This is a genomic window from Labrys sp. Lb11 (assembly GCF_057554225.1).
Map to the genome: position 1 here is coordinate 636486 of NZ_BAAJOT010000006.1, position 14765 is coordinate 651250.

The window sequence follows — 14765 nt, forward strand, 5'->3', positions numbered from 1 at the left end:
ATAAGTGGGTTTCGGCCGGTATTATGCCGCCGCCGGGATTGGCGTTGGCTTGTTGAAGTAGGCCTGATCGGGTGTCTTCCGGTCAAGGCTCGAATGGGGTCTGCGGGTATTGTAGAAGTTCAGGTATCGGCCGATCGAGGCGCGGCGTCGGGGGGAGGGGCGGCCGCCCGAGGATGAGGTCGGATGCCTTCTCGGCGAGCATGATCGTCGGCGCGTTGAGGTTGCCGCTCGGGATCGAGGGCATGATGGAGGCGTCGACGACCCTGAGCCCCTCCACCCCCCGGACGCGGCACTCGCTGTCGACCACCGCATCCTCGTCCTCGCCCATCCGGCAGGTGCAGGAGGGGTGATAGGCGCTCTCGGCCGTGGCGCCGGCATAGGCGTCGATCTCGCTGTGTGCGGGAATGAAGCGATCCCTCCGGCGATGGCGCGCGGACAATCGGGACAGCCGGGCGCCATGCGCCGACGCCATCTCGCATCGGGCATCGCCGGGTCGTTCTCGTCGGCGGCGGAGGGGGCTATCGCCTTCAGATCGGCGGCAGGGACGGCGATCGGGCACTATGCGGACGGCTGCCGAGCCGGTGGGGGAGCGCTTGCCGCGTGGATCGGGACGGGCGCGTGGCGGAGGGCCTGGGGCGGGCGTCAGCGGCGCGATCGAGGCCGGAGCTAGGGCTTCCTGCCGGTTCGTCCAAAACACAAGGCCCGCGCGGAACCCGCGCGGGCGTCGTCGTTCGACATGGCCTTGCGGCCGGAAACCGGTCAGGTGCTGGTCGTGCCGTCACTCGGGCGGGAGGCGGCGCGCTCGGCCATGAAGCGGTCGAACTCTTCCTTGTCGCGAGCCCGGCGCAGATTGCGCAGGAACTCGGCGAAGGCACGGCCTTCCTCTTCCAGCTTGCGGCGCTCCTCGTCGAGGCGGCGCAGCGTCTCGGCCCGGTAGTCGTCGAAGGCGGCGTTGCCGGTCGCCGACCAGCCGTGACGATGCTCGCGGGCAAAGCCGCCGAACTCCGCCTTCATGCGGTCGAACCCTTCGCGGACCTGGTCGCGGGGAAGGCGGTCACCCCACAGGCAGAACGCCAGGGCCGCCAAGCCCAGGGGCCACCAGATCACAAAGCCCCCGACCACTGCCAGGATATGCAGCGGGCTCCAGCGGCTCCTCGTCGCACAAGAGGTCATCGGTCTCTACTCCATCGGCTCCCCAGCCGGCCATGACGTGGTGAGGGGCGGGGGGGCGTGCAAGAGGATCCCGTGCAATTTCGGCCGGCGACGGCGGGGCGCTCCGGGCCGCGGCAGGCCCGGCGCGGTCCCGGCCGCCGCCTGTCACAATTCCGAGACCTGAATCGTGTTTGTGGCGGCGACGGAGTGTGATCGGCGAAACTTGGGGGCGCGATCATGAGCGAGGACGGCGAAGGCAGGCGCTACCGCGCCCTGTTCCTCTCGGATATTCATCTCGGCACCAAGGGCTGCCAGTCCGGCCTGTTGCTCGATTTCCTGCGCGTCCATGACGCCGAGAGCATTTATCTCGTCGGCGACATCGTCGATGCCTGGCAGCTGAAGAGCGGCTGGTACTGGCCGCAATCCCACAACGACGTGGTGCAGAAGCTGCTGCGCAAGGCGCGCAAGGGCGCCCGCATGGTCTACGTGCCGGGCAATCACGACGAATTCCTGCGCGACTTTCCCGGTCATCATTTCGGCGGCATCGAGGTGGTCGAGCAGACCGTGCACGTCGCGGCCGACGGCAAGCGCTACCTCGTCATGCATGGCGACGCCTTCGACGTCGTGGTGCGTCATGCCAAATGGCTCGCCCTGCTGGGGGACTGGGCCTATGTCTTCGCGCTCGGCGTCAACACCTGGCTCAACATCGCCCGCCGCCGCCTGGGCCTCAGCTACTGGTCGCTGTCGGCCTGGGCGAAGCTGAAGGTGAAGAACGCGGTGAGCTTCATCGGCCGTTTCGAGGAAACCCTGGCCGACGAAGCCCGGCGCCAGCAGTGCGAGGGGGTCATCTGCGGCCATATCCATCATGCGGCGCAGCGCGACCTCGACGGTATCGCCTACATCAACACCGGCGACTGGGTGGAAAGCTGCACCGCGGTGGTCGAGCACGCCGACGGGCGCTTCGAGATCATCCGCTGGACCGACCGCAGCGGCTCGGCGCAGGCGCCGGCCGCTGCGGCGGCCCTGCCCCTGCCGACCGGGGCTCGGGCGGCGGCGTGAAGATCCTGATCGCCACCGACGCCTGGCGACCGCAGGTCAACGGCGTGGTGCGCTCGCTCGAACAGACGGCCACGGCCGCCGCGCGCTTCGGCGTCACCTTCGACATCCTGTCGCCGGCCGGCTACCCCACGGTGCCGCTGCCGTCCTATCCGGAGATCCAGCTCGCCCTGGTCACGCCGGCCGCGATCGAGCGCCGCATCGGCGAGGCCGCGCCGGATTTCATCCACATCGCCACCGAAGGACCGATCGGCTTCCTCGCCCGCCGGGCCTGCCTCCGGCGCGGCCGGCCGTTCACCACCAGCTATCACACGCGTTTCCCCGAATATATCGCCGCCCGGGCGCCGATTCCCCAGGATCTGACCTATCGCTGCCTGCGGCGCTTCCACAATGCCGGCTCCGGCACCATGGTCTCGACCCCGGCAATGGAGCGCGAGCTTGCGGCGCGCGGCTTCCGCCGCCTGATGCGCTGGTCGCGCGGCGTCGACCACGAGATCTACCGGCCGCGGCCGGGCGCCGGCATGTTCGACCTGCCGCGGCCGATCTTCCTCAGCGTCGGCCGCGTGTCGGTGGAGAAGAACATCGAGGCTTTCCTGGCGCTCGACCTGCCGGGCTCGAAGGTGGTGGTCGGCGCCGGCCCGGCGCTGGCGGCGATGCGGGCGCGCTTCCCCGCCGTCCATTTCGCCGGCATGCTGCACGGCGAGGCGCTGGCGCAGGCCTATGCCTCCTCGGACGTCTTCGTCTTCCCCAGCCTGACCGACACCTTCGGAATCGTGCTGCTGGAGGCACTGGCGAGCGGCCTGCCGGTCGCGGCCTTCCCGGTGACCGGCCCGCTCGACGTCATCGGCGGCACGGGGGCCGGCGTGCTCGACCAGGACCTGCGCCGCGCCGCACTCGCATGCCTGGACATTCCCGGCGAGGCCGCCCGCGCCGAAGCGCTCAAATACAGCTGGGAGGCCAGCGCCCGCCAGTTTGTCGACAATGTGCGCCGCGCCTGCGGCGGCTCGCTGCAGGACGAGGCGGCATAGGCCGTCCCGTTTCAGGGCTGGTCGAGAGCCCGGGTCGCCAGCACCGCCGCCGAGGCGCGGTTCTCCACGCCGAGCTTCACATAGATCTGCTCCAGGTGCTTGTTCACCGTGCGCGGGCTCATCTCCAGGATGTCGCCGATGTCGCGGTTGGACTTGCCGCGCGCGATCCACGACAGCACCTCGGCCTCGCGTGCGGTCAGCGCGAACCGCCGGCGCAGGGCGCCGACCTGGTCGCCGCCCGCCTCGGCCGTCAGGCGGAACAGGTACTCGTCCTCGCCGATCCGGCCGAGGAAGGCGAGGTGCAGCGGCGATCCGTCCGGCCCGATCGGCAGGCTGACGCCGGTGTCGGGCCGCCCGCCGTGCGCCCGCTCGATCACGCCGGAGGGCAGGGCGCCGGCGCCGCCGAGCAGCCGGATGGCCTGCGGCGTCGACCAGACCAGACTGCCCGCGCCGTCGGCCGCCACCAGGAAACGCCCCGCCGCGTCCAGCGCGACGCGTGCGCTCTGCGCCGCCCGGGCATTGGCCAAATGCACCCGCATGCGCGCCAGGAGCTCATCGATGTTGATCGGCTTGGTCAGATAGTCGACGCCGCCGGCCTCCAGGCCCTGCACGATGTGCGGCGTGTCGGCGAGGCCGGTCATGAAGATGATCGGCACATGGGCGACGCTGCCGCGCGCCTTCAGCCGGCGCGTCGCCTCGAAGCCGTTCATGCCGGGCATCACCGCGTCCATCAGGATGAGGTCGGGGGTGATGCGCTCGACGATCGACAGCGCCTGCGCCCCGGAGGTCGCGACCAGCACCATGACGCCGGACTGCTCCAGCGCCTCGGTGAGCAGGCCCAGCGTCTCGGGCGAATCGTCGACGACCAGCGCGATGTCGCGGGCCGGCCGGGGGCTCGTCATGCCGGCGTCGCTCCCGGGCGGCTCGCGCCGTCCTCGCGGCCACGGCCGGCGGCGGGGCCGGGCTCTCTATTCGTCATCGCCGATCGCCTCCAGCGCCTGGGTGTAGCGCTCGAAATCGAAACGGCCGAGATGCGCGCGCATGGCATCGACGAAGCCGCCCATGCCCGGCTCGGCCTCGATCTCCGACAGCTTCGCCTCGATGCCGCGGACATAGCCGATCCGGCCGAGCTCCAGGAGTTCGTTCACGTGCCGGGCACTCGGCCTGGCGATCGAAGCGGCCGGCCGGCCGGCGACGGCGGGTTCGGCCGCCTCGTCCAGCCATTCCAGCTTGAGGAGGACGCGCAGGCGCTCGAGCAGCCGGGCGAGGTCGAACGGCTTGGGCAGCGTGTCGTCGTGCGCCGCATCCGCGCCCGGGGCCGGAAGGCTCTCGCCGATATTGGCCGAGAGCATCAGGATCGGCGCGGTCTGGCCGGCGGCTCGCAGCGCCCGCGCCAGATCCCAGCCGCTCATGCCCGGCATCGAGATGTCGAGCAGGAAGATGTCGGGCCTGAGAACCGGCTCGTGGCGATCCGGCCCGCGCCCCGCGACGCCCGCCAGCGCCAGGCAGGTCGGTCCGTCCCTGGCCGTCAGCACCGGGAACCCCAGCGGCTCCAGGGCCGCGCGCATCAGGTCCTGGTGGTCCTGGTCGTCGTCGACCACCAGCACGGTGCGGCGCCGGCCGGCATAGCCGCGCACCGCCAGCGACGGCGAGGCCGCCGGCACGGCGACGGTGGACAGCATCATCCGCACCCGGAAGGTGGTGCCGCGCCCCGCCTCGCTCGCCAGCGTGATCTCGCCGCCCATGATCTGCACCAGCAGCTTGGTGATCGTCAGGCCGAGGCCGAGGCCGGGCGTCCGGCTGCCGGCATGGACGCCGCGCTCGAACGGCTCGAACACCCGCTCGAGATCGGCCGAGGGGATGCCGACGCCGCTGTCGGCCACGGTCAGGGTGGCGATCTGGGCGCGATGCGTCACCGCCAGCGTCACATGGCCCCGGTCCGTGAACTTGATGGCATTCGACAGCAGGTTGATCAGCACCTGCCGCAGCCGCTTCTCGTCGGTGCGCACGGCGTCGGGCAGGGGCGGAGCCGGCTCGAATCGGAAGTCCAGCCCCTTGGCCCGGGCCTGCAGGCGGAACATCTCGACGATCTGGTCGAGGAACTCGGCGAAGCGGACATCGTTGCGCTGCAGCTGGAAGCGTCCGGCCTCGATCTTGGAGATGTCCAGCAATCCGTCGATCAGCCCGGACAGATGCTCGGCGCTGCGCCGGATGACGCGGATGCTGCCTTGCCGCGCCGGCGGAATCGCCTCGTCGCGCTCCAGGATCTGCGCATAGCCGAGTACGGCGTTGAGCGGCGTGCGCAGTTCATGGCCGAGGCCGACGACATAGCGGCTCTTGGCGAGGTTCGCCGCCTCCGCCACGTCCCTGGCGCGCTGCAGCGCGGCGTCGGTGCGCCGATGGGCGGCGATCTCCTGGAGCAGCAGCGTCGTCTGCCGCGACGATTCCTCCTGCGCCACCCGGCGGCTTTCCTGCGCCAGCACGAAGAACCAGGCGACGATCCCGGCGACGATCAGCAGGATGGCGAAGCAGAGCCACAGCGTCCTGGAGACGGCCTCCGCCGGCGCCGCGATCCAGGACGAGGCCTGGAACCTGACGAGGTAGAGCATCAGGCCGATGACGCCGGCGAACAGGCCGAGGATGCCGCAATATTGCACCAGGCGCGGGCTGATGCGCGCCGCGACCGCAGCGGGCAGGGCGGTCTCGATCGCTTCCATCACCTGGGCCTGCAGCCTGGCCCTCGGCTTGCAGAGGTCATGGCAGCGGGCGTCGAGCGAGCAGCACAGCGAGCAGATCGGCGCGGCGTAGGCCGGGCAATGGGCCATGTCCTCAGGCTCGAACGGATGCTCGCAGATGGCGCAGGTGATCTCGCGGCGCGACTGCCAGGCGGCGCGGGGCTTGCGGGCGAGGTAGTATCTGCCCCCGGTCGCGAAGGCGATGGCCGGCGCCGCCGCCAGCGAGACGCCGAGGGCGACGAAGGGCGCCAGCGCCCTGGCCACCGCTCCGAATGTTCCCGCCGCCGCCAGCAGCGCCACCGTGGCGGCGAGGCCCATCGCGCCGACGCCGACCGGATTGACGTCGTAGAGATGGGCCCGCTTGAACTCGATGCCGGGCGGGGACAGGCCGAGCGGCTTGTTGATGGCGAGATCCGCCACGATGGCGCCGAGCCAGGCCACCGCCACCACGGCGAACAGGCCGAGCGTCCGCTCCAGCGCCTCGTAGATGCCGAGCTCCATCAGCAGGAGCGCGATGGCGACGTTGAACAGCAGCCAGACCACGCGGCCGGGATGGCTGTGGGTCAGCCGCGAGAAGAAGTTCGACCAGGCCAGCGACCCGGCATAGGCGTTCATCACGTTGATCTTGAGCTGCGACACCACCACGAAGGCGGCGGTGAGGAAGAGCGCCGCGTCCGGCCAGGGCAGGACGTAGCCGAAGGCGATGCGGTACATCTGCGCCGGTTCTGCGGCGTGCCCGGCCGGCACGCCGTGCCGCAGCGCCAGCACCGCGAGGAACGAGCCGAACAGCAGCTTCGGCGCGCCGAGCACGATCCAGCCGGGCCCGGCGGCCAGGACGGCGAGGGCGCCGCGGCGCGAGCCCGGCTGCGGCGGCGGCAGGAAGCGCAGCACGTCCACCTGCTCGCCGATCTGCGGCATCAGCGCCAGGATGACCGAGGCGGCGCCGCCGAATTTGAGGATGTCGAAGGCGCCGGATGCCTCGTGCAGGCCGGGGAAGCGGAGCCATTCGGTGAAGGACGGCCAGTCCGACCACAGGATGAAGCCGACGGGCAGGATGTTGAGGCCGATCCAGAGCGGCTGGGTGACGAGCTGGAAGCGGCTGATCCAGGTGATGCCGTGGGTGACCAGCGGAATGACCGCCAGCGCGCTGACGATGTAGCCGATCCACAGCGGCAGGCCGAAGCACAGCTGCAGCGCCGTCGACATGATCGAGGCTTCGATGGCGAACAGGATGAAGGTGAAGCTGGCATAGATCAGCGACGTGACCGTCGAGCCGATATAGCCGAAGCCCGCGCCGCGCGTCAGCAGGTCGATGTCGAGGCCGTGGCGCGCGGCGTAGCGGCTGATCGGCAGGCCGGTGAGGAACAGGATGGCGCCGACCACCAGGATCGCCGCGAAGCTGTTGGCGGACCCGTAGGACAGCGTGATCGCGCCGCCGATCGCCTCCAGCGCCAGGAACGAGATCGCGCCGATCGCCGTCTGCGCCACGCGCGGCGCCGACCATCGGCGGGCGCGCTTGGCGGTGAACCTCAGCGCATAGTCTTCGAGCGTCTGGTCGGCGACCCAGCGGTTGTAGTCGCGCCGGACCGGGAGGATGCGCTGGCGGCCTGCCATCGGATGGGATCGTCCTCCCGGCCCGCCGGTGGGCCGCGTCCGGCCAGGACCGCCTGGCTCGTGGCGATGCTGCAAGGCCCGTGCCGCCGGCATCCCGTCCGTAGCCCGGTGTTCGCGCCGGATCCTGCCTGTTTTTGCATCGGCGCGCTGTCTTTCCGGGCATTCCCCGGCCTCTACGTCGATCGACGTATATGCTGCACTGCGGCATCGGCCCGAAAGTCCTGCGATCGGCGCGCCGGCTCGAGGCAGCGCCTTCGAGGCCGTCCGTTCACCGAGCAGCAGGGGGACTTTCCGATGACGCAACCGATGATGAGCCGCCGCGCGGCCATGATGATGCTGGCGGGGGGCGCCGGGGCACTGGCGCTCGGCGCCGGCCCGCGCCCCGCCTTCGCCGCCGACGAGACCATCAAGGTCGGCATCCTGCACTCGCTGTCCGGCACCATGGCTATCAGCGAGACGACGCTGAAGGACGTCATGCTGATGCTGATCGAGGAGCAGAACGCCAGGGGCGGCCTGCTCGGCCGCAAGCTCGAGGCCGTCGCCGTCGATCCGGCCTCGAACTGGCCGCTCTTCGCCGAGAAGGCGCGCGAACTCCTGACCAAGGACAAGTGCGACGCCGTGTTCGGCTGCTGGACCTCGGTGTCGCGCAAGTCGGTGCTGCCGGTGTTCGAGGAACTGAACGGCATCCTGTTCTACCCCGTCCAGTACGAGGGCGAGGAATCCTCGCGCAACATCTTCTACACCGGCGCCGCCCCGAACCAGCAGGCGATCCCGGCCGTCGACTATCTGATGGAGAACGAGGAGGTGAAGCGCTGGGTGCTCGCCGGCACCGACTATGTCTATCCGCGCACCACCAACAAGATCCTCGAAGCCTATCTCAAGTCCAAGGGGGTCGCCGCCGAGGATATCCTGGTCAACTACACGCCTTTCGGTCATTCCGACTGGCAGACCATCGTCTCCGACATCAAGACATTCGGTTCGGCCGGCAAGAAGACCGCCGTGGTCTCCACCATCAACGGCGACGCCAACGTGCCGTTCTACAAGGAGCTGGGCAACCAGGGCGTCAAGGCCACCGACATCCCCGTGGTCGCCTTCTCGGTGGGCGAGGAAGAACTCGCCGGAATCGACACCAAGCCGCTCGTCGGCCATCTCGCCGCCTGGAACTACTTCATGTCGGTCGATACGCCCGAGAACAAGGCCTTCATCGCCAAGTGGCAGGCCTTCACCAAGAACCCGAAGCGCGTCTCCAACGACCCGATGGAGGCCCATGTCATCGGCTTCAACATGTGGGTGAAGGCGGTGGAGAAGGCCGGCACCGTCGACCATGACGCGGTGATCGACGCGCTGATCGGCGTCTCGACGCCGAACCTCACCGGCGGGTCCTCGACCATGATGCCCAACCACCACATCACCAAGCCGGTGCTCATCGGCGAGATCCAGGCCGACGGCCAGTTCAACATCGTCTCGCAGACCCCGGGCCTGGTCGTCGGCGACGAATGGTCGGACTACCTCGACGGCTCGAAGGATCTGATCTCCGATTGGCGCAAGCCGCTCTCCTGCGGCAACTTCAACGTCAATCTCGGCAAGTGCGGCGGCAAGGCCGCGTGACATCGGGCGCGGTTCTCCTCCCCGGCGTCCCGGGGAGGAGGCCGTGCCGTCCTCCGGGATGAGCCCATGCGCAACGCCCTGACATTGCTGGTCGCCTGGCTCGTCCTCGTCGTCGCGAGCGGCGGCGCCCGTGCCGACGCCGCGCTCTATTCCAGGCTCGCCACCGACAGGTTCGACGCCATCGAAGCCGCCGTCGCCGCCCTCGCCGTCTCCGGCGACCCCAATGCCGCCGCCGCGGTCGACGCCCTCGCCGACGGCCGGCTGAGCTACGATCCCGCCGGCAAGGGCGTGTTCTACACCAGGGACGGCGCCACCATCGACGCCGCCACCGGCCAGCCGGCCGCATCCGTGCCGTCCGGGCTGAAGAAGGTCAGGCTCAACAACCGCGTCCGCCGGGCCGTCGAGGCGGCGCAGGGCTCGCTGACGCTGATGTCGGCAGACCCGTCGCGGCGCCTCGCCGCCGCCGAGGCCGTCACCAGGGCGCGCGACCCCGCCGCCCTTCCGGCCATCTCGGCCGCGCTCGCCGCCGAGACCGATCCCCGGGTGAAGCGCACGCTCGAGCTTGCCCGCGCCGCCATCGTCTTCCTCTCGGCGTCGGCGGCCGAGCCGGACCGCGTCGCCGCCGCCCTGGTCATCGCCGGGCGGCAGGACCAGGACGCGCTCGGCCTGCTGCAATCCCTGCCGCCCGGCGCGCCGCAGGCCGTCCGCGACGCCGCCGCCGGCGGCGCCGAGGCGATCCGGTCCCGGCTGGCGCTGTGGGCCGGCGTCCAGAACCTCTGGTACGGCCTGTCGCTCGGCTCGGTGCTGCTGCTCGCCGCCATCGGTCTCGCCATCACCTTCGGCGTGATGGGCGTGATCAACATGGCCCATGGCGAGATGGTGATGCTCGGCGCCTACACCACCTTCGTGGTGCAGGACCTGATCCGCAGCCACGCGCCGGCCCTGTTCGACATGTCGCTGGCGATCGCCCTGCCGCTCGCCTTCCTGGTCGCCGGCGGCGTCGGCGTCGTGGTCGAGCGCACCGTGATCCGCTGGCTCTACGGCCGGCCGCTGGAGACGCTGCTGGCCACCTGGGGCGTCAGCCTGATCCTGCAGCAGGCGGTGCGCACCCTGTTCGGGCCGACCAACCGCGAGGTCGGCGCGCCCGCCTTCATGACCGGCTCCTTCGAGCTCGGGGGGCTCGCCGTCACCTGGAACCGTCTCTGGATCATCGTCTTCGCCGGCCTCGTGTTCGCGACGCTGCTGTTCGTGCTGCGCTTCACCAGCTTCGGGCTGCAGACCCGCGCCGTCACCCAGAACCGGCGCATGGCCTCCGCCATGGGCATCCGCACCAACCGCGTCGACGCCATGACCTTCGGCCTCGGCTCCGGCATCGCCGGGCTGGCCGGCGTGGCGCTGAGCCAGATCGACAACGTCTCGCCCAATCTCGGGCAGGGCTACATCATCGACAGCTTCCTGGTCGTGGTCTTCGGCGGCGTCGGCAACCTGTGGGGCACGCTGGTCGGCGCCCTCTCGATCGGCGTCGCCAACAAGCTGCTCGAGCCCTATGCCGGCGCCGTGCTGGGCAAGATCGCGCTGCTCGTCCTCATCATCCTGTTCATCCAGAAGCGCCCGCGCGGCCTGTTCGCGCTGAAGGGCAGGGCGGTGGAACAATGATCGCAGCCTGGCTCCTGTCCGACCGGCGCGGCCTCGTCTTCCTGGTGGTGCTGGCGCTGGTCGGCGTGCTCGTGCCGATCGGCCATCTTGCCGTGCCGGCGGACTCGGCCTTCCATGTCCCGGCCTGGGTCGTGGCCCTGCTCGGCAAGTACCTGTGCTACGCGCTGCTCGCGCTGTCGCTCGATCTCGTCTGGGGCTATTGCGGCATCCTCTCGCTCGGCCACGGCGCCTTCTTCGCGCTCGGCGGCTACGCCATGGGCATGTACCTGATGCGCCAGATCGGCAGCCGCGGGAAGTACGGCGATCCCGTCCTGCCCGATTTCATGGTCTTCCTCGACTGGAAGGAACTGCCGTTCGCCTGGTACGGCTTCCAGCATTTCCCCTATGCGGCGCTGATGGTGCTGTTCGTGCCCGGCGTCCTCGCCTTCTTCTTCGGCTGGTTCGCCTTCCGCTCGCGCGTCACCGGCGTCTATCTGTCGATCATCACCCAGGCGATGACCTTCGCGCTCAAGCTCGCCTTCTTCCGTAACGACATGGGCTTCGGCGGCAACAACGGCTTCACCGACTTCAAGGACATCCTCGGCTACGACATCCAGGCCGCGACCACCCGCACGGCGCTGCTGGTCGCCTCGGTCGTCGCCCTCGCCGCCGGCTACCTCGTCTGCCGCGGCATCACCGGCTCGAAGCTCGGCAAGGTGCTGATCGCGGTGCGCGACGCCGAGAGCCGCACCCGCTTCCTCGGCTATCGCGTCGAGAACTACAAGCTGTTCGTCTTCGTCGTCTCGGCCTGCCTCGCCGGCCTGGCCGGGGCGCTCTACGTGCCGCAGGTCGGCATCCTCAACCCCGGCGAGTTCGAGCCGGGCAATTCCATCGAGGTGGTGATCTGGGTCGCCGTCGGCGGGCGCGGCACGCTGGTCGGCGCCGCGCTCGGCGCGGTGCTGGTCAACTTCGCCAAGACGACCTTCACCAGCGGCCTGTTCGCGCCCTACTGGCTGTTCATCCTGGGCGGGATCTTCGTGGCCGTGACGCTGTTCATGCCGAAGGGCGTGCTCGGCCTGCTCGGCGACCTCGCGGCCAGGGTCAGGCGCGCCGTGCCCCGGCCGGCCTCGCCCGTCGCCGCCGAAAGCCCGGGCGGAGTGAGGCCATGACCGCCAGACCCGCCGCGCTCACCAGCAGCCTGCTCTATCTCGACGGCGTCGAGGTGTCCTTCGACGGCTTCCGCGCCCTGCGCGGCCTGTCCCTCACGCTCGCCGCCGGCGAGATGTGCGCCGTCATCGGTCCCAACGGCGCCGGCAAGACCACGATGATGGACGTCATCACCGGCAAGACCCGTCCCGATGCCGGCGACGTGCTGTTCGAGGGCGCGACCGACCTGACCCGGATCGACGAAGCCGGCATCGCCGAGCTCGGCATCGGCCGGAAGTTCCAGAAGCCGACCGTGTTCGAAAGCCAGACGGTGGAGGACAACATCCTTCTCGCCCTGAAGGCGAGGCGTGGCGTCGTCGCCAACCTGTTCTGGCGCCGCCCGGCCGAGGCGCGGGCCAGGATCGACGAGGTGCTGGACACCATCCGCCTCGACCATGCCCGCGCCCGCCGCGCCGGCTCGCTCTCCCATGGCCAGAAGCAATGGCTGGAGATCGGCATGCTGCTGGCCCAGGACCCGAAGCTCCTCCTGGTCGACGAGCCCGCCGCCGGCATGACCGATGCCGAGACGGCCGAGACGGCCGTGCTGCTGAAGCGCATCGCCCGCGACCATTCGGTGGTGGTGGTCGAGCATGACATGGCCTTTGTCCGCGACCTCGACGTCCGCGTCCTGTGCCTGCACGAAGGCGCGGTGCTGGCGTCGGGGACGCTGGACCAGGTCAGCGCCAACGAGCGCGTCGTCGAGGTCTATCTCGGTCGATGAAGGAGGCTGGAGCATGCTGACCGTCACCGGCGTCGACCTCTACTACGGCGCCTCGCAGGCGCTGCGTTCGGTCTCGATCACGGCCGAGCCCGGCAAGGTCACCTGCGTGCTCGGCCGCAACGGCGTCGGCAAGACCTCGCTGCTGCGGGCCGTGGTCGGGCTCCAGCCGATCGCACGCGGCCGGATCGAGTGGAGCGGCGTCGAGCTGTCCCGCCTTGCGCCGCATGAGCGTGCCCGCCGCGGCGTCGCCTACGTGCCCCAGGGGCGCGAGATCTTCCCGTTGCTGACGGTCCGGGAGAATCTCGAGACCGGCTACGCCCCGCTGGCCGCAGGGGATCGCGACATCCCCGACGACGTCTTCTCGCTCTTCCCCGTCCTCAAGGACATGCTGCGCCGACGCGGCGGCGACCTGTCCGGCGGCCAGCAGCAGCAGCTCGCCATCGGCCGCGCCCTGGTGATGCGGCCCTCGCTGCTCGTCCTCGACGAGCCGACCGAGGGCATCCAGCCCTCGATCATCCGGGATATCGGCCGCGCCATCGCCTATCTCCGGCAGAAGGGCGGCATGGCGATCGTGCTGGTGGAGCAGTATTTCGATTTCGCCCGCGAGCTCGCCGATGCCTTCCATGTCATGGACCGCGGCGAGATCGTCCTGTCCGGCACCCGCGAGACCATGGTCGAGGACGAGGTCCGCCGCCGCATGAGCGTGTGACCGGGGAGGGGCCTTTCCCGCCTTGGCAGCCCGCCTCGAAGGCCGGGTCGGCTCGGCAGGTCTTCCTCCGGCCGGCAGGTCGCCGGCTCCCCTCCTGAAGATCAGGAGCACCCTGGAGATGTCCCGACATTGGCTGCGATCGGCTCCCGGAGGATTTCAAAAGATCCCGGGCCGCCGTGCGGCCTTTGGGGCAGGCCCTGAAACGGAAAGAGGCGGCCGAAGCCGCCTCGACCCGAACTTGCTTGGGCCCGACGGCCGTCAGCCCAGCTTGCCCGCCGCGTGCGCGAGGATGGTGTAGACCTTGCCGCTGTCGGCCGTGAGGTAGGTCTTGGCCATCGAGCCGCTGCGATCCTCCCGATCGACCTCGGCGATCAGCCGCTCGAACTCGTCGATGTAGCGGTCGACGGTCTCGCGGAAATCCTCGTCGCGGCGATAGCGGCGGCGGATCTCGTCGAAGGTGCGCTGGCCCTGCAGCGTGTAGAGGCGGCGGCTGAAGACGTTGCGTTCGCCGCGGCGATAGCGTCCCCACAGCTCCTCGGCCGCATCGTGCTCGACCATCTTGGTGATGTCGACCGACAGCGTGTCGAGGGACGCCGGCTGCTCGCTGGCCGCATCCTCCGCCGGCTCCTCGCCGTCGCGCTCCTCATGCGAGGCGCGGGCCAGCACTTCCGAAAGCCAGCCGTTCTTGCGGCGTTCGCCATTGCCGTTGGACGCAGCCGGCGGCGGGGGCGCCGCCGGACGGGCGGCGGCCGCCGGCTTGGCGGCCGGAGCCTTGTCGGGCTGGGCTGCCGGCGGCTCGGCCTTGGCGGCCGGCGCCGCCTCGGCCTTGGTCGCCTGGGCCTCGGCCTTGGCCGCCGGAGCCGCTGCGACGGGCTGCTGGGCCGGACGCGGCTGCTCGGCCGGCCGGGCCGGCGCCGCGGGGCGCGACGGGCCGGCCGGCGCCGGTTCGGGCTGGCGCGCCGGCTCCTGCCGGCGCGGCGTCGCCTCGGCCACGTCGAACGACCGGCCCGAGCGGGCGACGATGTCCGACAGGTCGTTCAGCGCCTGGATCTGCTCGGCCACGACGCGGCGCATCGTCGCCGTCGACTCCGTGGTCTCGCGCGGGATCTCGACCAGGCCGCGCTGCAGCTCGACGCGCGTCGCCTCCAGCTCCTGCTGGATGGTCTTGGCCATGCCGCGCATGTCCTGCGTCACCTCCGAGAACCGGTCGGCGGCACTGCCGAACAGGTTGGAGACCTCCGCCACCGCCTGCTCATAGGCGGCGCGCATGGCCGAAGAGGTGCGCTCGCGTTCCTTGCCGG

At 70.3% G+C, this 14765-nt stretch carries 9 protein-coding genes and 4 pseudogenes; 7 read left to right on the forward strand and 6 right to left on the reverse strand.

Features of this window, described 5'->3' with window-relative positions; genetic code table 11:
* Positions 1-21 precede the first annotated feature (21 nt).
* From AC27L4_RS25030 to AC27L4_RS25040, 3 genes and pseudogenes are all read right to left on the reverse strand, one after another.
* Positions 22-144: pseudogene (locus AC27L4_RS25030) on the reverse strand (integrase core domain-containing protein); the annotation flags it as partial.
* Between the two features lie 7 nt (positions 145-151).
* A pseudogene (locus AC27L4_RS25035) lies at positions 152-388 on the reverse strand (GMC oxidoreductase); the annotation flags it as partial.
* 371 nt (positions 389-759) lie between these two features.
* The gene (locus AC27L4_RS25040) at positions 760-1173 is read right to left on the reverse strand and encodes a DUF2852 domain-containing protein (protein ID WP_487145219.1); all 414 of its coding nucleotides are present in this window, start codon (positions 1171-1173) and stop codon (positions 760-762) included.
* A 216-nt stretch (positions 1174-1389) separates the two neighbouring features.
* Between AC27L4_RS25040 and AC27L4_RS25045 the strand changes: the two genes are divergently transcribed.
* Together AC27L4_RS25045 and AC27L4_RS25050 are read left to right on the forward strand one after the other, a co-directional pair.
* The gene (locus AC27L4_RS25045) at positions 1390-2211 is read left to right on the forward strand and encodes a UDP-2,3-diacylglucosamine diphosphatase (RefSeq protein WP_487145220.1); all 822 of its coding nucleotides are present in this window, start codon (positions 1390-1392) and stop codon (positions 2209-2211) included.
* Positions 2208-3236 (forward strand): glycosyltransferase family 4 protein, encoded by a 1029-nt coding sequence (locus AC27L4_RS25050; protein ID WP_487145221.1) that lies wholly within the window; start codon positions 2208-2210, stop codon positions 3234-3236. Before AC27L4_RS25045 ends, AC27L4_RS25050 begins: the two co-directional genes overlap by 4 nt.
* Positions 3237-3247: 11 nt before the next feature.
* Here AC27L4_RS25050 and AC27L4_RS25055 read toward each other — a convergent pair whose 3' ends face one another.
* Positions 3248-4138 carry a response regulator gene (locus AC27L4_RS25055; RefSeq protein ID WP_487145222.1) on the reverse strand — a complete coding sequence of 297 codons (891 nt, stop codon included), beginning with the start codon at positions 4136-4138 and terminating at the stop codon, positions 3248-3250.
* A 66-nt stretch (positions 4139-4204) separates the two neighbouring features.
* Positions 4205-7585 carry an ATP-binding protein gene (locus tag AC27L4_RS25060; protein WP_487145223.1) on the reverse strand — a complete coding sequence of 1127 codons (3381 nt, stop codon included), beginning with the start codon at positions 7583-7585 and terminating at the stop codon, positions 4205-4207.
* A 384-nt stretch (positions 7586-7969) separates the two neighbouring features.
* On the opposite strand from AC27L4_RS25060, the pseudogene urtA reads away from it, so the two are divergent.
* From urtA to urtE, 5 genes and pseudogenes are all read left to right on the forward strand, one after another.
* A pseudogene (gene urtA / locus AC27L4_RS25065) lies at positions 7970-9193 on the forward strand (urea ABC transporter substrate-binding protein); the annotation flags it as partial.
* Positions 9194-9259: 66 nt separating this feature from the next.
* Entirely contained in the window at positions 9260-10849 is a 1590-nt protein-coding gene (gene urtB / locus AC27L4_RS25070) for an urea ABC transporter permease subunit UrtB (RefSeq protein WP_487145224.1), read from the forward strand.
* Entirely contained in the window at positions 10846-11997 is a 1152-nt protein-coding gene (gene urtC, locus AC27L4_RS25075) for an urea ABC transporter permease subunit UrtC (RefSeq protein WP_487145225.1), read from the forward strand. Before urtB ends, urtC begins: the two co-directional genes overlap by 4 nt.
* Positions 11994-12755: an urea ABC transporter ATP-binding protein UrtD gene (urtD, locus tag AC27L4_RS25080; RefSeq protein WP_487145226.1), complete on the forward strand. Its 762-nt coding sequence runs from the start codon at positions 11994-11996 to the stop codon at positions 12753-12755. Before urtC ends, urtD begins: the two co-directional genes overlap by 4 nt.
* A 13-nt stretch (positions 12756-12768) precedes the next feature.
* Positions 12769-13464, forward strand: coding sequence for an urea ABC transporter ATP-binding subunit UrtE (urtE, locus tag AC27L4_RS25085; protein WP_487145227.1), 696 nt, complete (start codon positions 12769-12771; stop codon positions 13462-13464).
* 258 nt (positions 13465-13722) lie between these two features.
* Here urtE and AC27L4_RS25090 read toward each other — a convergent pair.
* Positions 13723-14765, reverse strand: a pseudogene (locus AC27L4_RS25090) (apolipoprotein acyltransferase); the annotation flags it as partial.